We start from the raw sequence: 20,354 nt of genomic DNA, 5'->3' as shown, positions 1-20,354 counted from the left end.
CGGACCCCTCCGCACCGCAGCGGTGTGGCGGGGCCCGGGCTAGCCCGGCAGCCGGGCGAGCAGGGCGTACGCGTTCGGCAGCCGTCCCGCAGCGGGGCACCGGGCAGCCGGGCGACGACGTACCGGCACGGGACCGCCAGGTCGGCCGCCCGGCGGGCGGCGGCGGTGGTCGCCACCGAGCTGAAGTCGACTCCGAGCACGGCGCGTGCCCCGGCCCGGACCGGCGCGACGTCGTCGAGATCCATGCCGTTGGATGTCGACGGGCGCGAGCGACGGCGCAACCGGATTCGCCCCGCCCTCGCCGGCCCGGCCACCACCGCTGCCCGCGGGCCGCTCGCCGAAGCCGCCGAGCACCGCCTCCAGCAGCGGCAGGGCGTGCAGCACCCGGCCGGCCCGGATAACCGCGTCCCAGGCCGGCTCGAACTTCTTCCAGCCGCCCGCGTACGCCACATGCCGCAGCCGGCCGCGCAGGCTCTCCTTCGTGGCGGCTCCGCGCCAGATCGCCGGCCAGCGGTAGAAGTCCCGGTAGGCCCGCCGGTAGCCGTCGGTGAGCTGGGTCGGGGTGAGCCGCTTCGGCCGGTAGACGACCTGGCGGGTGTCGTACCGGTCCCAGTCCCGGTGCAGGATCCGGTCCTGTGCGGCCATCCGGTCGTACAGCGCGGTCCCCGGGTACGGGGTGAGGATGTGGAAGGTGGCCGTCTCCACCCCCTGCTCGACCGCCCAGCCGACCGTACGGTCGAAGACATCCGGCTCGTCGTCGTCCAGCCCGAAGACGAAGCTGCCGTTGACCATCACGCCGTGCTCGTGCAGCCGCCGCACCACCGCCGAGTAGTCCCGGCCGACGTTCTGCCGCTTGCGGGTGGCCGCCAGGTTGCCGTCGTTGACCGTCTCGAAGCCGACGAAGAGGCTGCGCAGCCCGGCGTCGACGGCACGTTCGAGCAGGTCCGGCGTGAGTACCGCGTCGACGGTGCCGGCGGCCTGCCAGAGCCGGCCCATCCCGGCCATCCCGTCGATGAGGGCCCGGGCGAACCGCCGGTTGCCGAACAGATGGTCGTCGAGGAAGTAGAGGTGCCGGCCGGGGAGCCGGTCGATCTCGGCCAGCGCGTCGTCGACCGCCTGCGTGTAGAACGACTTCCCACCGGCGAAAAAGGCGTCCTTGTAGCAGAAGTCGCAGTGGTGCGGGCAGCCCCGGGAAACCACAATCGAGTTCGGCACCAGGTAGCGGTGCCCGGCGATCAGGGAGTACTTGATCGGTCGGAAGAACGGGCTGGTTGCCTCGGTCAGGGCCGGCAGGATCAGCTTGACACGCATGTCACCGACGCTAGGCAGCCGGTGCGGGGCGGGTGTGTGCCCGTCGTGGAGACTCGGTGAAGGAGACCTCCCGGGTCCTCCCGGCGGGACGAATCCAGTCGACGTCCAGTGGCAGTTCAGTCCGGTACGCGAATCTCGATGCCTGCCCGGCCGGCGCCCCCGCCCGGTCGGGCGGGCAAATCGCCGCACGCCGCAGGCGCCCGGGCAGATCGCGGTGATCAGGGATCAGGGTCGCACAGCGCGCCGTGCGACTCGCCGGGACAGGTCCCTGATCACCGCGATCGTGGGGGGATGGGTGGGTGTCGGTCAGGCGGGCAGGCTGGCCGCGCCCCGGGGCAGGAAGCGGCGGCCGGTGACCCGCTCGGAGGTGCCGGTCCGATCCAGGTACGGCGTGACGCCGCCGAGGTGGAACGGCCAGCCGGCACCGAGGATCATGCAGAGGTCGATGTCCTGCGGCTCGGCGACCACACCCTGGTCCAGCATCAGCCGGATCTCCTGGGCGAGCGCGTCCAGCGCCCGCCGGCGTACCTCTTCGGCGTGCAGCGGCGCGGAACCGACCTCCAGCAGCCCGGCCACCTCGGGGTTGACGTCGCCGTCGACCACCAGCGGCTTGCCGGACTCGGCGATCCGCCTCAGGTTCTCACTGACCGCGAACCGGTCCGGGAAGGCGGCGTGCAGCGTCCCGCCGACGTGGTACGCCACCGCCGGCCCGACGAGCTGGAGCAGCGCCAGCGGGCGCATCGGCAGGCCGAGCGGGTCGAGTGCGGCGTCCGCCACCTCGGGCGGGGTGCCGGCGTCCACGGCCGCGATGATCTCGCCGAGGAACCGGGTCAGCAACCGGTTGACCACGAAGGCCGGCGCGTCGGCGACCAGGACACAGGACTTGCGCAGCTCCTTGCCGACCGCGAACGCGGTCGCCAGGGTGGCGTCGTCGGTCCGCTCGCCCCGGACGATCTCCAGCAGCGGCAGCACCGCGACCGGGTTGAAGAAGTGGAACCCGACCACCCGCTCCGGGTGCTCCAGGTAGGCGGCCATCGCGCTGACCGAGAGCGACGAGGTGTTGGTGGCGAGTACCGCCTCCGGCGAGACGATCTTCTCCAGCTCCGCCCAGACCTGCTTCTTCACCGCCAGGTCCTCGAAGACCGCCTCGATCACGAAGTCGGCGTCGGCGAAGACGCCCTTGTCGACCGAGCCGCTGACCAGGCCGCGCAGCTTGGCGGCCGTACCCTCGGGAAGCCGGCCCTTGCCGACCAGCTTGTCGATCTCGGCGTGCACATAGCCGACGCCTTTGTCCACCCTGGACTGGTCGAGGTCGGTGAGCACCACCGGCACCTGGAGCCGGCGGGCGAAGAGCAGCGCGAGCTGCGAGGCCATCAGGCCGGCGCCGACGATGCCGACCTTGGTCACCGGCCGGGCCAGGCCCTTGTCGGGGGCACCGGCCGGCCGCTTGGCCCGGCGCTGCACCAGGTCGAAGGAGTAGAGGCCGCTGCGCAGCTCCTCGCTGAAGACCAGCTCGGCCAGCGCCTCCACCTCGGCGGCCATTCCCTTCGGCAGCCGGTCCGGGTCGCCCTCGGCGGGCCCGTCCGGCGCCTCGCGGGCCAGCTCCAGCAGCTCCAGCGCCTGGTAGGCGGCCGGTACCGCGCCGTGCAGTCGCTCGTCCAGCGTCTGCCGGGCGAAGTAGAGCACGCCGTCCCACATCTCCCGGTCGACCTCCGGCCGGGTCACCTGGACCTCGCCGCGCACCACCTGCGCGGCCCACTCCAGCGAGCGCTCCAGGAAGTCGGCCGGCGCGAAGAGTACGTCCGCGATGCCCAGCTCGGCGGCCTGCTTCGGCTTGAGCATCCGGTTCTGCATCAGCGGGTTCTGGATGATCACCTGGGCGGCACCGGCGATGCCGATCAGGTTGGGCAGCAGTTGGGTGCCGCCCCAGCCGGGCACCAGGCCGAGGGACACCTCGGGCAGGGCCAGCGCGGCGGCGCCGCCGGAGAGCGTCCGGTAGTGGCAGTGCAGCGCCAGTTCCAGCCCGCCGCCCATCGCCGCGCCGTTGACGAAGGCGAAGGTCGGCACGGCGCTGGTGCGTAGCCGGCCGAAGACGCGGTGCCCGAGTCGGCCGATCTCGCGGGCCTGGTCCCGGTCCGCGAGCAGCGGCATGCCGGTCACGTCCGCGCCGACGCAGAAGATGTACGGCTTGCCGGTCACCGCCACGAACGCCGGCTCGGCGGCGAGCGCCTCGGTGATCGCGCTGTCCAAGCTGGACAGACCGGCCGGGCCGAAGGTGTTCGGCTTGGTGTGGTCCAGGCCGTTGTCCAGGGTGATCAGCGCGGCCGGGCGGTCCAGCCCCGGCAGGTTCACCAGCCGGAGCAGCGATCGGGTGACCACCTCGTTGGGGTTGCGCGGAACCGTCACTTGTCGTCGCCGCCTTCCCAGTTCGGGTTCTCCCAGATGACTGTGCCGCCCATGCCGATCCCGATGCACATCGCGGTGAGGCCGTACCGCACCTCGGGGTGCTCGGCGAACTGCCGGGCGAGCTGGGTCATCAGTCGTACCCCGGAGGAGGCGAGCGGGTGGCCGATGGCGATCGCCCCGCCCCACTGGTTGACCCGGGGGTCGTCGTCGGCGATGCCGAAGTGGTCGAGGAAGGCCAGCACCTGCACCGCGAACGCCTCGTTCAGCTCGAAGAGGTCGATGTCGTCAATGGACAGCCCGGCGATCCGCAGCGCCTTCTCGGTCGACGGGATCGGGCCGTAGCCCATCACCTCCGGCTCCACCCCGACGAAGCCGTACGACACCATCCGCATCGACACCGGCAGCCCGAGTTCCCGGGCGACGTCCTCGGCGGCGAGCAGGCTGGCGGTGGCCCCGTCGTTGAGCCCGGCCGCGTTGCCGGCGGTGACCTTGCCGTGCGGGCGGAAGGGTGTCTTCAGGGTGGCCAGCTTCTCCAGTGAGGTCTCCCGGGGTGCCTCGTCGGCGGTGGCGAGTCCCCAGCCGGTCTCCGGGTCGCGGGTCGCCACCGGCACCAGGTCGGGTTGGAGCTTGCCGTTGGCGTACGCCTTGGCGGTCTTGACCTGCGAGGCGAGCGCGAACGCGTCGGCGCGCTCCTTGCTGATGTGCGGGAGCCGGTCGTGCAGGTTCTCCGCGGTGGAGCCCATCACCAGGGCGGAGGGGTCGACCAGCTTCTCCGCCAGGATCCGCGGGTTGGGGTCCACGCCCTCGCCCATCGGGTGCCGGCCCATGTGCTCGACCCCACCGGCGATCGCCACGTCGTAGGCGCCCATCGCGATCCCGCCGGCCACCGTGGTGACCGCGGTCATCGCCCCGGCGCACATCCGGTCGATGGCGTACCCGGGCACCGTCTTGGGCAGCCCGGCGAGCAGCGCGGCGGTACGGCCGATGGTGAGGCCCTGGTCGCCGATCTGGGTGGTGGCGGCGATCGCCACCTCGTCGACCCGCTCCGGCGGCAGTTGCGGGTTGCGCCGCAGCAGTTCGCGGATGCAGCGGATCACCAGGTCGTCGGCGCGGGTGTGGGCGTACATCCCACCTGCCTTGCCGAACGGGGTGCGGACGCCGTCAACGAAGACGACGTCCCGGACTTCACGGGGCACTGGAGCCTCCTTGCCGCAGGGGCCCGGGTGGGCGGGTACCTCGGATGCTACTAGCCAGTAACTAGTGTCGTTCGTGCCCCCCGTGTGGCTCGGACCACATATTGTCCGGCTGGGTGCGTCGGTAATCCCGCTATTGCCGGCTAAACGCCGAGCAATTGTGAAAAAGCCTCCAATCAGCCAGGAGTCCGGGTGAAGGTGCTGGTCGCCGGTGGTGCCGGCTTCATCGGCAGCACCATCGCGTCGGCCTGCCTGGACGAGGGCATCGAACCGGTGATCCTGGACAGCCTCTGCACGGGGCGGGTCGAGTTCACCCGGGGACGGACCTTCTACCGGGGCGACATCTCCGACGGCGTGCTGCTCGACCGGATCTTCACCGAGCACCCGGAGATCGGCGCGGTGGTGCACGCGGCGGCGCTCATCGTGGTGCCGGAGTCGGTCAGCGAGCCACTGCGCTACTACCGGGAGAACGTCGCCAAGTCGCTCGACTTCCTCGACCACATCCTCCGCAACGGGGTCACCCGCTACGTCTTCAGCTCCTCGGCGGCGATCTACCGTACCGGTGCCGACCTCTCGGTCGACGAGAGTTCACCGCTGGAGCCGGCCAGCCCGTACGCCCGGACCAAGGCGATGATGGAGACGGTGCTAGCGGACACCGCCGGGGCCACCCCGCTGCGGGCGCTCTCGCTGCGCTACTTCAACCCGATCGGTGCCGACCCGCTGCTGCGTACCGGTCTCCAGGTGCCCCGGCCGACGCACGCGCTGGGCAAGCTGATCGACGCCTGGACCGACGGCGGGGAGTTCCCGATCACCGGTACCGACTGGCCCACCCGGGACGGCTCGGGAATCCGCGACTACATCCATGTCTGGGACCTGGCCAGGGCACACGTCTGTGCGCTGCGCCGGTTCGACGAGATCCTGCCGCCCGGCGGCGACCGGTCGGTGGAGGCGGTCAACCTCGGCACCGGCGACGGGACCACCGTCCGGGAACTCGTCGCCGCCTTCGCCGAGGCGGTCGGGCCGGTACGCACCCGCGAGGCGCCGCGCCGCCCCGGCGACGCGGCCGGCTCGTTCACCCGGAGCACCCGGTCCCGCCTGCTGCTCGACTGGAAGCCCGAGTATTCCGTTGCCGACGGCATCCGGCACGCCGTGCAGTGGTGCAGGATCCGCGACGAGCTGCTCGGCATCCGCCGGCCCGCCCTGCACCTGCACCACTGACCTGTGCCGCCGCTCCGGCCCGGCGGAGAACTGCGCCGCTACTCTGGCCCGCCGGAGAACCTGCTGCCGGCGGGCCGGAGTGGGCGGGTCAGGTCGGCCCGACCAGTGCCAGCGCGAGTTCCTCGGCGATCAGGCCGACCTGCCAGCTCCGAGCGCCGTACCCACCCAGGGTCTCGGCCACCGTCTCCGGAGTGATCTCCTCCGGCGGGATCCAGGCCAGCCGGCGTACCGAGTCGGGAGTGATCAGGTTTTCCGGCGGCAGGGTGTGCGCCGCGGCGATCCGGGTCACCACCTCGCGGCACCGGGCCAGCCGGGCGGCTGCCACCGGGTCCCGCTCGGCCCAGCGGTGCGGCGGGGGCGGCCCGTCGATCGTCGGGCTCACCGGCAGCGCGTCGTCCGGCAGTTGCCGAGCGTCGGCGAGGGCGTCCAGCCAGGTCCGGACGAGCCGGCGTACCGAGCGGCCGCCGAAGCCGGGCAGCATCAGCAGGGTCCGCTCGTCCTTCGGGTCCATCTCGGCGGCGGCGATGATCGCGGCGTCCGGGAGCACCCGGCCGGGCGCGGAGTCACGGCGGGCAGCGATCTCGTCCCGGGCGTACCAGAGCGACCGCACCCGAGCCTGCGCCCGGGCACCGCGCACCCGGTGGATGCCGGAGGTCCGCCGCCACGGGTCCGGCCGCTGCCGGGCCGGCTGGGCGCCCCAGGCCACCAGCGCGGCGAACTCCTCGGCCGCCCACTTCGCCTTGCCCTGCCGCTCCAGCTCGGCCGCGAGCTTGTCCCGCAGTTCCGTGAGCATCTCCACGTCCAACGCGGCGTAGGTCAGCCAGGACTCCGGCAGCGGCCGGCTGGACCAGTCCGCCGCCGAGTGGTGCTTCTCCAGGGTGAAGCCGAGCAGTTGTTCGGTCAGTGCGGCCAGACCGACCCGTTCGAAGCCGGCGAGCCGGGCGGCCAGCTCGGTGTCGAAGAGGCGTCTCGGCCGCAGCCCGAGGTCGGCGAGGCAGGCGAGATCCTGGCTGGCGGCGTGCAGCACCCATTCGGCATCCGCGATCGCCTCGTCGAGGGTGCGTAGGTCGCCGAGTGGCAGCGGGTCGATCAGCACGGTGCCGGCCCCGGCCCGCCGGAGCTGGACCAGGTAGGCCCGCTGGCTGTAGCGGTAGCCGGAGGCGCGTTCGGCGTCGACGGCGACCGGGCCGGTGCCGGCCCCGAACCGGGACACCACGTCGGCCAGGCCGGCGGGTGTCTCGACGGGGGCTGGAGTGCCGTCGCGAGGGGTGAGAAGCGGTACGGGCCCGCCGGGCGTTGGGTCGGGCCCCACTGTCTCGGGATCCGGCGCGGACACCGGAAGGCTGTGCGGCTCGTCCCCTGCTCGGCGTTGCGCGGCCCGACGGCGCAGGGGTGGTTCGTCGGTCACCTGACAACCCTAGTCTTCGCCAGGATTCGGGTCGCGCAGCCGGTCCGGCGAGTCGGGTCCGGTGGGGCGGCTGGGGCCGCCGAAGCGGTTGGGGCGTACGAGGTTCGGCAGAAGTTGCGGCTGGTCAGGCGGCGCCGGCCGGCCGGGAGTGCGGCAGCGCGGTGACACCGGGCGGCGGCAGCCCGGCGGTGGAGGCGAGCAGCGTGCACCAGGCCAGCAGATGTGCCCGCAGGTCGTCGTCGACCGGGGTCCAGGAGGCGCGGATCTCGATGTCACCGGCAGCCGGCGGGCCGGCCAGCTCGCCGAACCGGGTCGACATGGTCTGGGTCACCGTGCCGCCGAGCGCCCGGTGGGCCGCGTCCCGCGCCTGGAGCGCGTCGGTCAGCCAGGTCCAGCCGACGGCGGGCAGCAGCGGGTCGGCGGCGAGGTCGATCTCCAGCTCGGCGGTGACGTAGGTGACCAGGCGCAGCGTCCCCTCCCAACCCTCGTGTCCGGCCGGGTCGTGCAGCAGGATCAGCCGTCCGGTGGCCACCTCCTCGCCGTCGCGCCGCACGCTCGCGGCCAGCGCGAAGGCGTACGGGGCCAGCCGTTGCGGGGCGCCCACCTCCTCCAGCACGATCTCCGCGCGCGGCGCCGCCGACCGCAACCCGGCCACCGCGCGGGCGAAGGTCTCGGGCTGGACGATCGGGGAGGCCATATCCGCAGCCTAAGCCGATCGTCGGCGCGGTGGTGGGGCGCCGCGCCGGTCGGAGCGGCCGGTCGGCCCGGCGCACCGCACATCGGGTACGTCTGGCACGCCACAAAACCCGGCGGTGCGCGTCGCCGGGAACGGGGCGCGTGGCACGATGGCGCCGATGACCACCACGACTGCGGGCGACGTGGCCCGAGACGACCAGCCGGCCCCGGGCGGCCCGGCCGATTCGCCGTTCGTCCGGGCCTGCCGGCGCCAGCCGGTGCCACACACCCCGGTCTGGTTCATGCGGCAGGCCGGGCGCTCGCTGCCGGAATACCGCGAGGTGCGGGCCGGGATCCCGATGCTGGAGTCGTGCCGCCGGCCGGAGCTGGTCGCCGAGATCACCCTCCAGCCGGTACGCCGGCACGGCGTCGACGCGGCGATCCTGTTCAGCGACATCGTCGTACCGGTGGCGGCGGCCGGGGTGGACCTGGACATCGTGCCCGGCACCGGCCCGGTGGTGGCCGAACCAGTACGCACCCTCGCCGACGTCGACCGGATCCGGGCCATCGACCCCTCCGACGTGTCCTTTGTGGACGAGGCGGTCCGGCTGCTCGTCGCCGAACTCGGCGACACCCCGCTGATCGGCTTCGCCGGAGCGCCGTTCACCCTGGCCAGTTACCTCGTCGAGGGCGGGCCGTCGCGCAACCACGTACGCACCAAGGCGCTGATGCACGGCGCACCGGACGTCTGGCACGCGCTGCTGGGCCGGCTGGCCGAGATCACCCTCGCCTTCCTGAAGGTGCAGGTCGGCGCGGGCGTGGCGGCAGTGCAGCTCTTCGACTCCTGGGCCGGGGCGCTCTCCGAGGCCGACTACCGCCGGTTCGTGCTGCCGCACTCGACGGCGGTGCTGCGCGGGCTCGCCGACGCGGGCGTGCCCCGGATCCACTTCGGGGTCGGCACCGCCGAACTGCTCGGCGCGATGGGCGAGGCCGGGGCGGACGTGGTCGGGGTGGACTGGCGTACCCCGCTGGACGCGGCGACGGTGCGGATCGGGCCGGACAGGGCGGTGCAGGGCAACCTGGACCCGGCCGTGCTCTTCGCGCCCTGGCCGGTGGTCGAGGCCGAGGTGCGCCGGGTGCTCGGCGAGGGTGCGGCCACCCCCGGGCACGTCTTCAACCTCGGGCACGGCGTGCTGCCGGAGACCGATCCCGACGTACTGACCCGGGTCGTCGCCCTGGTCCACGAAGCGTCCGCGAGCTGACCGAGAGGCGGGCACCGGGGTGAACGACACGACACGGTCCGGCGGGCCGCGGATCGCGGTGGTCGGCGGCGGTATCACCGGGCTGGCCGCCGCGCTCCGGCTGCGGGACCGGCTCCCCGCCGACACCGAGATCACCGTGTACGAGCAGTCCGGTGCGCTCGGCGGCAAGCTGCGTACCGGGTCGCTGGGCGGTGCGACGGTCGAGTTCGGCGCCGAGGCGTTCCTGACCCGGGATCCGGCCGGCGGGGACTCGGCGGCGGTCGCCCTGGCCCGCCGGGTGGGGCTGGCCGACGCGCTGGTGCACCCGGCGATCGGGCGGGCCGCGCTGGCGATCGGTGGCGAGCTGCGGCCGATGCCCCCGGGCACCCTGGTCGGGGTACCCGGTGACCTGGCCGCGGTGGCCCCGGTGGCCCGGCCGGCGGCGGAGCGGGACACCGACGGAGGCCGCCCGCTGCTCGGTCCGGACGAGGACCCGACGGTCGGCGGGCTGGTCCGGCGGCGGCTCGGCGACGAGGTGGTGGACCGGCTCGTCGACCCGATGCTCGGCGGGGTGTACGCCGGCCGCGCCGACGAACTGTCGCTGGCCGCCACGATGCCCGGGCTGGCCCGGGCGGCGCGCGTCGAGCCGACCCTGACCAGGGCGGTCCGGGCGGCGATGGCCGCCGCGCCCCGACCGGCCGGCAGCCCGGTCTTCGCGACCGTCGACGGCGGAGTGAGCCGGTTGGTGGCCGCCGTCGCCGAGGCGGCCCGGGCCGAGATCAGGCTGAACGCGGCGGTCCGGGAGCTGCTGCCCGTCCCGGGCGGCTGGCGCCTGGTGATCGGTCCGACCCGCGACCCGGAACTGGTCGAGGTCGACGCGGTGGTGCTGGCCCTGCCGGCCCGGCCCGCCGCCCGGCTGCTCGGCGGGGTCGACGTGGCGGTCGGCGCGCTGGTCGGCCGGCTCGACTACGCCAGCGTGGCGCTGATCAGCCTCGCCCTGCCCGGCCCGCCCGACAGCGCGGCGGCGAGCGACCGCGGCGTGCTCTCCGCGACCGGCGGCGCGGTGCCGACGGACCTGTCCGGGTTCCTGGTGCCGGCGACCGAGCAGACCCTGGTCAAGGCGGCCACCTTCTTCACCAGCAAGTGGGCGCACCTGCGCCGCCCGGACGGCACGCTGCTGCTGCGCGCCTCGGTCGGCCGGCACGGCGAGGAGCACCTGCTGCAACGCGCCGACGACGAGCTGGTCTCGGCGGTGCACCGGGAGCTGTCCGAGCTGCTCGGCACGGAACTGCCCGCACCGGTCGACAGCCACGTGCAACGGTGGGGCGGCGCGCTCCCCCAGTACGCCCCCGGCCACCTGGACCGGGTGGCTGCGGCCCGGGCCGCGCTGCGGACCGCACACCCGACCCTGGCGCTGGCCGGCGCCGGCTACGACGGGGTGGGGATACCGGTCTGCGTACGCTCCGGCGAGACCGCGGCCGAGGAGATCATCAAGGTGCTGGGAGTATCGGGGACATGACTGCGGAACAGACCGGTGGCTCGGAGCAGACCAACACTGCTGGCTCGGAGCAGAGCAACGCGGCGCGGCTGCGCGAGCTGAACGAGAGCATTCGCTACACCATGTGGTCGGTGTTCCGGGCGACCGGTCCGCTGCCCGAGGCGCGGGACGGCATCGCGGCCGAGGTCGGGTCGCTCTTCGAGGAGCTGGCCGGCAAGGACGTGGTGGTGCGGGGCAGCTACGACGTCTCCGGGCTGCGCGCCGACGCGGACCTGCTGATCTGGTGGCACTCGTCGTCCAGCGACGCGCTCCAGGACGCGTACGGGCGGCTGCGGCGTACCGCGCTCGGCCGGCAGTTGGCGCCGGTCTGGTCGCAGATGGCGCTGCACCGGCCGGCGGAGTTCAACAAGAGCCACGTACCGGCGTTCCTGGCCGGTGAGGCGGCCCGGGGTTACGTCTGCGTCTACCCGTTCGTCCGCTCCTACGAGTGGTATCTGCTGCCCGACGCCGAGCGCCGGGAGATGCTGGCCGAGCACGGCATGATGGCCCGCGGCTATCCGGACGTCCGGGCCAACACGGTCGCCTCGTTCGCGCTCGGCGACTACGAGTGGCTGCTGGCCTTCGAGGCCGACGAACTGCACCGGATCGTCGACCTGATGCGCGACCTGCGCGCCTCCCGGGCCCGTCGGCACGTCCGCGAGGAGGTGCCGTTCTTCACCGGCCGGCGCCGGAGCATCGGCGAACTGGTCAACGCGCTGCCGTGACGCGAGCCGGCCGCCGTGCCGTCGGTGGTGCCGGGTCGTCGCGTCCGGATCCGACCGCAGCCGGGCAGCACCTGGTCGGAGAGGAGTAGGGGGCAACGGCGTCACGCCGCTGCCCCCTACTCCGGTGTTGCTGGAAGCGTCAGTCGACGACCGTGACGATCCGGCGGCGCCGGGCCACGACGACGCCGACCACACCGGCGGCGAGCAGCAGCGCGCCGCCGAGCGCGACCAGCCCGGCCCGGGCACCGGTCACCGGCAGGCCACCGCCGGCGCCACCGGTCTCCAGGGTGATCGGAGCGGTGTTGTTGCCGGTGTTCTTGTCCTGCACGCCGCCGTCGACGACGATCGAGCCGGCCGCACCGGGCTCGCCGGCAATCTTGACCGTGAAGTTGAAGAGCCAGGTCTTACCCGAGCGGAGTTCTTCCGGCGGCCAGCAGTGGTACGACAGACCGTCCGCCACGCCCCGCCGGTCCTCACCGTTCGGGTTGTCGGTGTTCGGCTCGCAGTTCTCGTCGACCTTGAGCACCGACAGGCCGGCGGGCAGGACCACCTCGGCCGACGACGACCACTCCTCGCCCGGGGTGAGGGTGTTCGCCGGGCCGTCGTTGCGGATGCCGACCCGGATAGACCTGGTCTCGTCGACAGCACCGTCGACGGTCGCCCCGATCGCGACGCTGTCCGCCTCGTGCAGCGGCACCTTCACGGTGAAGCTGGTCTCGTTGTCGTCGTAGTTCAGGTCATCCGCCGGGGCACGCAGCGCCCTGCTGGTCGGGACCAGCCGAAGCCGCTTGCCGCTCGACCTCTTCTCCGCCTTGCTGAGCCGCTGCTCGGCCTCCTCGTCGGTCAGCGGCAGCACGGCAGCCCACGCACCGTAGGTGTCCGGGCCGGCAGCCTTGTCGGCCACCTTGAGCCGCAGCGGCGTCGCGGGATCGATCTCGAAGGTCTCGTCCGGGCCGACCGCTCCGTCCACAATGCAGGTCAGCGCCAGGTCGTCCTGGCTGTAAAGGCAGTTCTCGTACGGGTTGGGCAGTTCCAGGTGGTGGGTGGTGCTGATCACCACGGCGACCGCGTCGGCGGCGACGGTGCCCTCGTTGCGGGCCGAGATCGGCACATTGGTCGAGGCGCCGGCCTTCAGTTCGACGTCGGCGAGCTGACCGATTGCCAGGTCGATGCCGGGGGCGCTGACCTGGACGATGCTCTCCGTGCTGCCCTCGCCCTGGGTGTTCTCCCCGCGGGAGGTGGCGGTGATGGTGCCGCTCCACGGAGTCTCGTCGAGGTTTCCGGGGGCGAGCCCGATGGTGTAGGTGTGCACCGTGTCGGCCGCGAGTTCCGCGAGCGTGCAGGTGGCCACCGCGCCGGAGATGACGCAGCCCTGGTCCTTACCGGGCAGCGTGGCGGTGATGGCGGCGGGCAGCCCGGAGACGTCGATCTTGACGGAGACGTTGCGGGCCGCGACCTGCGAGTAGTTGTTGATGGTGAGCTTGGCCGGCTTGGGCTTGGTCGCGTCCTGAGCGACGTTGACCACGAACGGCAGTGACGGCCACGCGGCGGCGTACGGTGAGTCGGGCTCCTCGGCGCTGGCCGGCGTGGCGGCGGCGACCGTGGTCAGTGCGACCAGGGCGACGGCCACGCCGATCCGGGCGAAGGGCAGGAGGGGGCGCATGTACACCTTCCATGGGGGTTACGTAGAAAGGCGCCGGGGCAAGATCTCCACGGCGGTGATCGGGAGGCTAGAGGTGGCCCGGTCGGGCCAGCAACCCCGCCCGGCACAAACCCCGGCAAATGATCGCGATAGGCGGGCAGTTCCGTCCGAACCGCCGGTCTGGGCTGGCCAGGCAGACTAGTCCGCCGCCTCGGCCCGGTCCGCCGGGTCGCGGCGCATCGGCACGTGCGGGATGCCGTCCTCGACGTACTCCGGGCCGCTCACGGTGAAGCCGTAGCGAGCGTAGAAGTCGACCAGGTGCGACTGGGCGTCGAGTACGCAGGGCCGGGAGCCGACCACGGCCAGCGCCTCGGTCATCAGTCGTCCGGCGTACCCGCCGCCCCGGGCCTGCCGGGCCACCACCACCCGGCCGATCCGCTCCACCCCGCCCGGGTCGGCGAGCAGTCGCAGGTACGCGATCGGCACGCCGCCCCGGGCCAGCCACAGGTGCCGGGTGCCCGGCTCGACGTCCCGGCCGTCGAGTTCGGGATAGGCGGCCTCCTGCTCGACCACGAAGACGTCGACCCGCAGCTTCAGCAGGTCGTGCAGGGTCCGGGTGTCGAGGTCGGCGAACGAGGCGACCCGGAGCTCGACCCGCTCCGCGGGGTCCGCCTGGCGCGGTGGCGTCTGCGACTGCTGCATCCCGCGATGGTAGGCGCGCGGCGGCGCGGGCTGCCGCCGGGGCGATCCGACGGCGTCGGGACCCGGTGCGGCGTCAGGCCGTGATTGGGGTGCGGGATCAGGCCGGGCGGGCGCCGACGGCGTCCCGGATCTCCGCCCCGCGCTCGCCCTCGACGACCCGGGCGCAGTGCCCGCAGCAGAAGAACCGGCCGGAGACCTCGACACCGTGCCCCATGATCCGGATGCCGCAGTGCTCGCAGACCGGGGCGAGCTTGTGCGCCGCGCACTCGAACGAGTCGAAGGTGTGCACGTCCCCGCTGGTGGTGCGGACCTCGAACGCCATCCAGTAGTCGTTGCCGCAGACCTCGCAGGTCGCCATGTCGAATTCCCCCGTTTCACCGCATCTGCGGTGATACTACGTGCTCGACGGGTCGAGGCGCACCGAGATCGAGTTGATGCAGTACCGCGCGTTGGTCGGGGTGAAGCCCTCGCCGTCGAAGCGGTGCCCGAGATGGGAGTCGCAGTTGGCGCAGCGCACCTCGATCCGGACCATGCCGAGCGAGCGGTCCTCCAGGTAGCGGATCGCGCCGGGCAGTGCCTGGTCGAAGCTCGGCCAGCCGCAGTGCGAGTCGAACTTGGTGTCGCTGGAGAAGAGTTCCGCCCCGCAGGCCCGACAGTGGTAGGTGCCGGCGGTCTTGGTGTCCACGTACTCGCCGGTCCACGCGCGTTCCGTGCCCGCCTGGCGGAGCACCCTGAACTCCTCCGGAGTGAGCCGGACCCGCCACTCCTCCTCGGTGGTGGGCAGCTTGCCTGCCTGGTCGTCCCGGACGCTGTTGTCAGCCATACCCCCAACGGTACGGCGGAGATCGTCGGGCGGCTAAGCGCCTCGTCGGGGCGGCCGAGCACCGCAGAATCATCGGAAAACAGCGAGAAACAACTGATTAATCACCGCCCGGCGACCGAGTCGTTGACAGGACATGCGGGCGGCCACCGGGCCGGGCGGAGAGCGACGGCGACGCGAGCACCGGCCGGTGCTGGCCGAGTTCCGGCTGACCTGGCGGCAGGCGGTGGTCCGGGGGCTGCGCTGGGGTGGTCTGGGCAGCGGCGCCGTGATCGTGATCGCCAGCGCGCTGCCCGGGCATCGGGAACTCTCCGAACTGGTCTGGGTCGCCGTGCTGGCCCCGTTACCGCTCGGGGTGCTCTGCGGCGCCGCCGACCGGCTCCGGGCCCGGGTCCGGCTGGACGAGGCGGGGCTGCGGGGCCGGGCGTACGGGGGGTACGCCTTCGTGGCCTGGCAGCGGGTGGTCGACGTCCGGGCGGAGCGCCGCCGGGGTCGTACCGTCGTCGCCGTCTACCTCGGCGACGCCGGGCCGCTGCGGCTGCATGCTCCGTACGACGGCGGCCCGCTGGACCGGGATCCCCGGTTCGAGCAGAAGCTCGTGCTGATCTGCCAGGTCTGGGAGGCGCACCGGCACGGCAGCCGGGAGCGGGAGGCGCGACCCCTGGCCTGAGCGGCCGTGGCGGCTGTCCGGCCGTGGCGGCGGGCGGCGTCTCCGTGTCGGGTCACCTGTGTCGGAGCGGTGGCATAGGGTCGGCCCATGGCTGGTGGCAGCGCGAAGGCGAAGCCCGTCGAGGTCGAGGTGGCCGGGCACACGGTACGGCTGAGCAGCCCGGACCGGGTCTACTTCCCTCGTCGCGGGTTCACCAAGAAGGACATGTTCGACTACTACCTCGCGGTCGGCGACGGGATCATGCGCGCCCTGGGCAACCGGCCGACGGCGTTGCAGCGCTTCCCGGAGGGCATCGAGGGGGAGATGTTCTACCAGAAGCGGGTGCCGGCGCGGGGCGTGCCGCCCTGGATCCAGACTGCGAAGATCCAGTTTCCGAGCGGCCGGAGCGCTGACGAGCTGTGCCCGGCCGACCTGGCGCACGTCGCCTGGGCGGCCCAGATGGGTACGGTGGTCTTCCATCCCTGGCCGGTCCGGGGCACCGACGTCGACCGCCCCGACGAACTGCGGATCGACCTCGACCCGCAGCCCGGCACCGACTTCGCCGACGCGGTGGAGGCGGCCGGCGAGGTGCGCGGGCTGCTGGACGAGCTGGGCGCGACCGGCTGGCCGAAGACCTCCGGCGGCCGGGGCGTGCACGTCTATCTGCGGATCGCGCCCCGCTGGACCTTCACCGAGGTGCGCCGGGCGGTGATCGCGTTCGCTCGGGAGGTCGAGCGGCGCCGCCCCGACCTGGTCACCACCTCGTGGTGGAAGGAGCAGCGCGGCGAGAAGGTCTTCATCGACTACAACCAGATGGCCCGGGACCGGACGATCGCCTGCGCCTACTCGCTGCGGGCCAACGCCCGGGCCACCGTCTCCACCCCGGTCAGCTGGGACGAGCTGCCGGACGTGGAGCCGGACGACTTCGACCTGAAGACGGTGCCGGAGCGGGTGGCGAAGATCGGCGATCCGCACGCCGGCATCGACGACGCGCCGTGGGACATCTCCCCGCTGCTGGAGTGGGCCGACCGGGACGACCGGGACGGCTCGGGCGACCTGCCCTATCCGCCGGACCATCCGAAAATGCCGGGGGAGCCGAAGCGGGTACAGCCGTCCCGGGACCGCGACCGCAAGGAGTGAGCGGGCGAGCGTAGGCCGACAAGGCCGAACTAGCTGCGCCACGGGCAGGTCCCCGCCACGCTCGGGCGGGGCGCCGGTGCATCCCCTGGGCGGCGGAGGCGAAGACGCCCCGGTGAACGAGTGTCAGGCGATGAGGGCGATGACACCTGTGATGACGGCGGCGGCGAACACCGCCACAGCGGTGAGCACGCCTCGGCTGCCGAAGCGGCGGCGGATCTGACGTCCGGTCTGGGTCATGGAAGGGGCCTCTCTGCTGCGACCTGCCATACTGTTATTCTGCTAGCAGTGTAGCAGAATGGGAGTAGGCGTGATCACGTTCCGACTGGACCGCCGGTCCGGCGTCACCCCGTACCTGCAGCTGGTTCAGCAGGTACGACAGGCGGTGCGGCTGGGCTGGCTGCAGGAAGGCGATCAGCTCCCGACGGCGAGGGAGGTGGTGGCCGCGTTGGGTATCAACCAGAACACGGTGCACAAGGCGTATCGAGAGCTGGAACGCGACGGTGTGGTGCTCTCCCGGCCGGGCGTGGGCACCTTCGTCCTCGCGTCGCTGTCCGTGCGGCGCGCGGCGCAGGACCCGGCGATCCGCAACCAGCTCGATTCGTGGGTCACCGCAGCACGTGACGCGGGCTTGGACGATGACGACATGCGCGCGGTCTTCGAGGCGGCACTGGCCGAGGGCGAACCTGCGGCACCACGGCAGGCGGGACAGCAGTCATGAACGCGTTGGAGACCACCGGCCTGGGCAAGCGATACGGCCGGACGTGGGCGCTGCGTGACTGCACCCTGGCGGTACCGTCCGGGACGGTGACCGCCCTGGTAGGACCGAACGGCGCGGGCAAGAGCACGTTGCTGCACTTGGCGGCGGGCCTACTCACACCCACCGTGGGTGAGGTACGCGTCGCCGGCCGCAGGCTCAGCCAGCAGGGCCAGGATCTGGCCCGGGTTGCGTTCGTGGCGCAGGACAAGCCGCTGTTCGCGACCTTCACCGTCGAAGAGATCCTCCGCTTCGGACGGGCAACCAACCCCGGCTTCGACAACGCCTCGGCCCGAGCCCGGCTCGACGCCTACCGAATTCCCTTGGACAGGAAGGTCGGCCACTTGTCCGGCGGGCAACGTACCCTGGTCGCGCTGACGCTCGCCCTGGGCAAGCGCGCCGAACTGCTCATCCTCGACGAGCCGCTGGCCGACCTCGACCCGCTGGCCCGTCAGGAGGTGATGGGCGCGATGATGGCCGCCGTCTCCGATACCGGGGCCACCGTCGTGCTGTCGTCACACATCCTGACCGACCTTGTCGACACCTGCGACTACCTGCTGCTGCTCAACAGGGGCCGGCTGCAACTGGCTGGCAGCTTCGACGAACTCATCGAAGCCCACCGAATCGTCACCGGGCCCGCCGAACTCGCCGCGCAACTGCGCAATGCCCCCGTCCCGCCCGTGCACCTGAGCGCCACCGCCCGCCAGGCCACCGCACTCGTACGTGGGGATCCCGCCGACGCCCGCAGCAGCGGCCAGGCACCCGCCCTGGAGGAACTCGTCCTGGCCTACCTCCGTAACCCGGACGCCTCGTGGATGCCAGCACCCATCCTCGCCAGAACCGAGACGGAGGCCGCATGATCTGGCTCGCCTGGCGCCAGCAGCGTTTCCCCTTCACCGCCGCCGCTGTCCTGACCGCCATCTACGGCGCCTTGGCCACCGCAGCGCACTTCGATACCGAGTTCACCACGATCACTCAACTGTTCGCCGGCTACCTGACCATCGGAGTCTGCATGTTCTGGGGCGTACCGCTGGTGGCACGCGACATCGAACACGGCACGCACCGCCTCGCCTGGACCCAAAGCCAACCCCGTACCCGGTGGCTCGCCGCCAGGCTAACGGTCGCCGCAGCCGGAGCGCTGGCCGCAGCGACAGCGGTCACCGCCATCGTCAGCTGGGCACTACCCACAACCGCCGCCGATCCGATGCACTGGTTCTACTACGAATCCCACGACCTCGTCCCGTTCGCCCGGGTCCTGTTCGCCCTCGCCCTGGGCGCGGCACTCGGTGCGCTGACCCGCAACACCCACATCGCCATGGCCATCAGCGTCCCGATACTGGGCATCGTGCAACTGGGCGGAGCCCGCGCACTGCGCGAGAGCGCCACTATGACCTACTGGCAACTGCAGCTCGCCGAGGCGGCCATATACCTGATCGTCGCGGTCGCGCTCACGACCGTCACCTTCCTGGCGGTGCAACGCCGCCCCTGACCGAAGCGCGCAGGCCGAGGCGCGGCCCCACCGGCCACCGCCCTCACCCGGGGCAGCCCGACTCCTGTCCCGCGGAGTGACGGGGTTCCGGGACGGCTGGCGGGCCGCCCGGTCGGGAGACGTTCGCCGGCCCGGCCGGGCACATTCCTTCCGCTGCTGATACCACCGAGTCATCATGATGACTCGGTGGTATCAGGCGGATCGGTGGAACCACTCCGGCTGGATCAGATCCGGGGTACCTCGGCCACGAAGGACCGCCAAGCGTTGTACTCGAAGGCCAGCACCGGGCCCTCCCGATCCTTACTGTCCCGGACCAGTACCCGACCCGGCAGGTTGTCGGCCACCTCCACGCAATTGCCGGCGTTGGCGCTGGAACGGCTCGACTTGCGCCAACGGGCGACGCTCATGTCCATGTCTTCGCCACTTCCCTGATCAACTCGATGGACTGCTGGACGGGTAGCGCAACGCCGCGCACCTTTTCCCACGCCTCCCGGACGGGCAGGATGTCGTTTGGCCGCTCCGAAACCAGTCCCTCAAGCTGATGATCCAGATAGGCCAGTTCCCGGCTGTCCGGCAGCGTGGCGATCACGAACGCGCCGTTCAGTCCAACGTACGCCCCGGTGCTGGCGGGGACTATATGGATATTCACGTTCGGTCGCTCGGACGCCATCAGCAGGTGGTCGAGTTGCTCTCGCATCACCGCCGCGCCGCCGACGGCCCGGCGCAACACGGTCTCGTCGATCACGGCGAAGAGTAGCGGGGGGTTGTCCTGGCCGAGCACCTGCTGACGGTCGATCCGAGCGCGCACCTGCGGGTCGAGTTGTCCCGCCGGCAGGGTGCCGGTGCTGAGCAGCGACCGGGCGTATGCCTCGGTCTGAAGCAAGCCCGGGATCACCAACGGCTCGTAGGACTTCAGCACGATGGCGTCCCGTTCGACCTCGATCCACGGCCGGAGCCAGACGTGCACGACTTCCAGCGTGTTGATCCGCACCAGTAGCCGGCTGAAGAGGCCGCCGGTCTCGAAGACTCGGTCGACCGCCTCGAGGTATTCCTCGGTGGGCGGGCGTTGACCGGTCTCCACCGACGAGACGTGGCTGCCGGAATACTTGATCGCCTTTCCGAAGTCTTCCTGACTCAGGCCACGTGACGTCCGTAAGATCCGCAGTTCAGTGATCAGGAACTCAGACATGCTGCCCACGATCGCTCACTCTCGATTGGGGATATCGGCGCAGTTCCGATCTCCGGCACGCGAGACCGTCCTCGTTGGACTGCCGACCCTATGAGGTGGTGATTGTGCTGTAAACACCGAATCGCCGGGAGCCGATGCGATGGGAGATGAGTGAGCAACGGAGGTCCATGATCGAGCAAGGCGACGCTCTTGCGATCGTCGTCGCGATCCGCTAGGCGAGGATGGGATTAGGCCTGAGGGATGAGGCCGGCGGAC

The 20,354-nt window shown here is 72.0% G+C and carries 20 protein-coding genes; 9 read left to right on the top strand and 11 right to left on the bottom strand.

Annotated elements, in window-relative coordinates:
* Positions 1–39: 39 nt before the first annotated feature.
* The 3 genes from R6Y94_RS24020 to R6Y94_RS24010 form a co-directional block, all read right to left on the bottom strand.
* A complete protein-coding gene (locus R6Y94_RS24020) occupies positions 40–1,311 on the bottom strand; it encodes a B12-binding domain-containing radical SAM protein (RefSeq protein ID WP_318395132.1) in 1,272 nt (423 codons plus the stop codon).
* Positions 1,312–1,617: 306 nt separating this feature from the next.
* Positions 1,618–3,717: a 3-hydroxyacyl-CoA dehydrogenase NAD-binding domain-containing protein gene (locus R6Y94_RS24015; RefSeq protein WP_318395131.1), complete on the bottom strand. Its 2,100-nt coding sequence runs from the start codon at positions 3,715–3,717 to the stop codon at positions 1,618–1,620.
* A complete protein-coding gene (locus R6Y94_RS24010) occupies positions 3,714–4,913 on the bottom strand; it encodes an acetyl-CoA C-acyltransferase (protein ID WP_318395130.1) in 1,200 nt (399 codons plus the stop codon). The genes R6Y94_RS24015 and R6Y94_RS24010 overlap by 4 nt, the downstream gene beginning before the upstream one ends.
* 189 nt (positions 4,914–5,102) lie before the next feature.
* Between R6Y94_RS24010 and galE the strand changes: the two genes are divergently transcribed.
* Complete coding sequence (gene galE, locus R6Y94_RS24005) at positions 5,103–6,128, top strand: UDP-glucose 4-epimerase GalE (protein WP_318395129.1); 1,026 nt, start codon at positions 5,103–5,105, stop codon at positions 6,126–6,128.
* 88 nt (positions 6,129–6,216) lie between these two features.
* Here galE and R6Y94_RS24000 read toward each other — a convergent pair whose 3' ends face one another.
* Positions 6,217–7,536, bottom strand: coding sequence for a ribonuclease D (locus tag R6Y94_RS24000; RefSeq protein WP_318395128.1), 1,320 nt, complete (start codon positions 7,534–7,536; stop codon positions 6,217–6,219).
* A 124-nt stretch (positions 7,537–7,660) separates the two neighbouring features.
* Positions 7,661–8,233: a DUF3000 domain-containing protein gene (locus tag R6Y94_RS23995; protein WP_318395127.1), complete on the bottom strand. Its 573-nt coding sequence runs from the start codon at positions 8,231–8,233 to the stop codon at positions 7,661–7,663.
* Between the two features lie 157 nt (positions 8,234–8,390).
* Here R6Y94_RS23995 and hemE point away from each other — a divergent pair, with 157 nt between their 5' ends.
* From hemE to hemQ, 3 genes are read left to right on the top strand one after another with little or no spacing between them, the layout of a single operon-like run.
* A complete protein-coding gene (hemE, locus tag R6Y94_RS23990; RefSeq protein WP_318395126.1) occupies positions 8,391–9,473 on the top strand; it encodes a uroporphyrinogen decarboxylase in 1,083 nt (360 codons plus the stop codon).
* A 19-nt stretch (positions 9,474–9,492) separates the two neighbouring features.
* A complete protein-coding gene (gene hemG, locus R6Y94_RS23985) occupies positions 9,493–10,971 on the top strand; it encodes a protoporphyrinogen oxidase (protein ID WP_318395125.1) in 1,479 nt (492 codons plus the stop codon).
* The gene (gene hemQ, locus R6Y94_RS23980; protein WP_318395124.1) at positions 10,968–11,714 is read left to right on the top strand and encodes a hydrogen peroxide-dependent heme synthase; all 747 of its coding nucleotides are present in this window, start codon (positions 10,968–10,970) and stop codon (positions 11,712–11,714) included. The genes hemG and hemQ overlap by 4 nt, the downstream gene beginning before the upstream one ends.
* 139 nt (positions 11,715–11,853) lie before the next feature.
* Here the strand turns inward: hemQ and R6Y94_RS23975 are convergent, their stop codons facing one another.
* From R6Y94_RS23975 to msrB, 4 genes are all read right to left on the bottom strand, one after another.
* Positions 11,854–13,377 carry a hypothetical protein gene (locus tag R6Y94_RS23975; protein WP_318395123.1) on the bottom strand — a complete coding sequence of 508 codons (1,524 nt, stop codon included), beginning with the start codon at positions 13,375–13,377 and terminating at the stop codon, positions 11,854–11,856.
* A gap of 177 nt (positions 13,378–13,554) precedes the next feature.
* On the bottom strand, positions 13,555–14,058 hold the full coding sequence (locus tag R6Y94_RS23970; protein WP_318395122.1) for a GNAT family N-acetyltransferase: 504 nt from the start codon (positions 14,056–14,058) through the stop codon (positions 13,555–13,557).
* Between the two features lie 97 nt (positions 14,059–14,155).
* Positions 14,156–14,416, bottom strand: a complete 261-nt coding sequence (locus R6Y94_RS23965) for a Prokaryotic metallothionein (RefSeq protein WP_318395121.1) — start codon at positions 14,414–14,416, stop codon at positions 14,156–14,158.
* Positions 14,417–14,452: 36 nt separating this feature from the next.
* Entirely contained in the window at positions 14,453–14,881 is a 429-nt protein-coding gene (gene msrB / locus R6Y94_RS23960; RefSeq protein WP_318395120.1) for a peptide-methionine (R)-S-oxide reductase MsrB, read from the bottom strand.
* Between the two features lie 133 nt (positions 14,882–15,014).
* On the opposite strand from msrB, the gene R6Y94_RS23955 reads away from it, so the two are divergent.
* The 5 genes from R6Y94_RS23955 (at position 15,015) to R6Y94_RS23935 (ending at position 18,910) form a co-directional block, all read left to right on the top strand.
* Complete coding sequence (locus tag R6Y94_RS23955; protein ID WP_318395119.1) at positions 15,015–15,548, top strand: hypothetical protein; 534 nt, start codon at positions 15,015–15,017, stop codon at positions 15,546–15,548.
* A gap of 87 nt (positions 15,549–15,635) precedes the next feature.
* Complete coding sequence (gene ligD, locus R6Y94_RS23950) at positions 15,636–16,667, top strand: non-homologous end-joining DNA ligase (RefSeq protein WP_318395118.1); 1,032 nt, start codon at positions 15,636–15,638, stop codon at positions 16,665–16,667.
* Positions 16,668–16,974: 307 nt separating this feature from the next.
* Positions 16,975–17,385: a GntR family transcriptional regulator gene (locus tag R6Y94_RS23945; RefSeq protein ID WP_318395117.1), complete on the top strand. Its 411-nt coding sequence runs from the start codon at positions 16,975–16,977 to the stop codon at positions 17,383–17,385.
* A complete protein-coding gene (locus R6Y94_RS23940; RefSeq protein WP_318395116.1) occupies positions 17,382–18,281 on the top strand; it encodes an ABC transporter ATP-binding protein in 900 nt (299 codons plus the stop codon). The genes R6Y94_RS23945 and R6Y94_RS23940 overlap by 4 nt, the downstream gene beginning before the upstream one ends.
* On the top strand, positions 18,278–18,910 hold the full coding sequence (locus tag R6Y94_RS23935; RefSeq protein WP_318395115.1) for a hypothetical protein: 633 nt from the start codon (positions 18,278–18,280) through the stop codon (positions 18,908–18,910). Before R6Y94_RS23940 ends, R6Y94_RS23935 begins: the two co-directional genes overlap by 4 nt.
* Before the next feature lie 224 nt (positions 18,911–19,134).
* Here the strand turns inward: R6Y94_RS23935 and R6Y94_RS23930 are convergent, their stop codons facing one another.
* Complete coding sequence (locus R6Y94_RS23930) at positions 19,135–19,323, bottom strand: DUF397 domain-containing protein (protein ID WP_318395114.1); 189 nt, start codon at positions 19,321–19,323, stop codon at positions 19,135–19,137.
* A complete protein-coding gene (locus R6Y94_RS23925; protein WP_318395113.1) occupies positions 19,314–20,099 on the bottom strand; it encodes a helix-turn-helix transcriptional regulator in 786 nt (261 codons plus the stop codon). Before R6Y94_RS23925 ends, R6Y94_RS23930 begins: the two co-directional genes overlap by 10 nt.
* Positions 20,100–20,354 lie beyond the last annotated feature (255 nt).

Source organism: Plantactinospora sp. KLBMP9567 (genome assembly GCF_033446045.1).
GTDB lineage: Bacteria > Actinomycetota > Actinomycetes > Mycobacteriales > Micromonosporaceae > Plantactinospora.
Note: the sequence above shows the minus strand (reverse complement) of the source record. Positions and strands in the feature narration are given on the sequence as shown.

What these genes read in the sequence shown, in the direction of transcription:
- R6Y94_RS24020 (WP_318395132.1), bottom strand. Translation starts at nt 1,311, where the DNA reads ATGCGTGTCAAGCTGATCCTGCCGGCCCTGACCGAGGCAACCAGCCCG.
- R6Y94_RS23995 (WP_318395127.1), bottom strand. Translation starts at nt 8,233, where the DNA reads ATGGCCTCCCCGATCGTCCAGCCCGAGACCTTCGCCCGCGCGGTGGCC.
- hemE (WP_318395126.1), top strand. Translation starts at nt 8,391, where the DNA reads ATGACCACCACGACTGCGGGCGACGTGGCCCGAGACGACCAGCCGGCC.
- hemQ (WP_318395124.1), top strand. Translation starts at nt 10,968, where the DNA reads ATGACTGCGGAACAGACCGGTGGCTCGGAGCAGACCAACACTGCTGGC.
- R6Y94_RS23975 (WP_318395123.1), bottom strand. Translation starts at nt 13,377, where the DNA reads ATGCGCCCCCTCCTGCCCTTCGCCCGGATCGGCGTGGCCGTCGCCCTG.
- R6Y94_RS23970 (WP_318395122.1), bottom strand. Translation starts at nt 14,058, where the DNA reads ATGCAGCAGTCGCAGACGCCACCGCGCCAGGCGGACCCCGCGGAGCGG.
- R6Y94_RS23965 (WP_318395121.1), bottom strand. Translation starts at nt 14,416, where the DNA reads ATGGCGACCTGCGAGGTCTGCGGCAACGACTACTGGATGGCGTTCGAG.
- msrB (WP_318395120.1), bottom strand. Translation starts at nt 14,881, where the DNA reads ATGGCTGACAACAGCGTCCGGGACGACCAGGCAGGCAAGCTGCCCACC.
- R6Y94_RS23955 (WP_318395119.1), top strand. Translation starts at nt 15,015, where the DNA reads ATGCGGGCGGCCACCGGGCCGGGCGGAGAGCGACGGCGACGCGAGCAC.
- ligD (WP_318395118.1), top strand. Translation starts at nt 15,636, where the DNA reads ATGGCTGGTGGCAGCGCGAAGGCGAAGCCCGTCGAGGTCGAGGTGGCC.
- R6Y94_RS23940 (WP_318395116.1), top strand. Translation starts at nt 17,382, where the DNA reads ATGAACGCGTTGGAGACCACCGGCCTGGGCAAGCGATACGGCCGGACG.
- R6Y94_RS23935 (WP_318395115.1), top strand. Translation starts at nt 18,278, where the DNA reads ATGATCTGGCTCGCCTGGCGCCAGCAGCGTTTCCCCTTCACCGCCGCC.
- R6Y94_RS23930 (WP_318395114.1), bottom strand. Translation starts at nt 19,323, where the DNA reads ATGGACATGAGCGTCGCCCGTTGGCGCAAGTCGAGCCGTTCCAGCGCC.
- R6Y94_RS23925 (WP_318395113.1), bottom strand. Translation starts at nt 20,099, where the DNA reads ATGTCTGAGTTCCTGATCACTGAACTGCGGATCTTACGGACGTCACGT.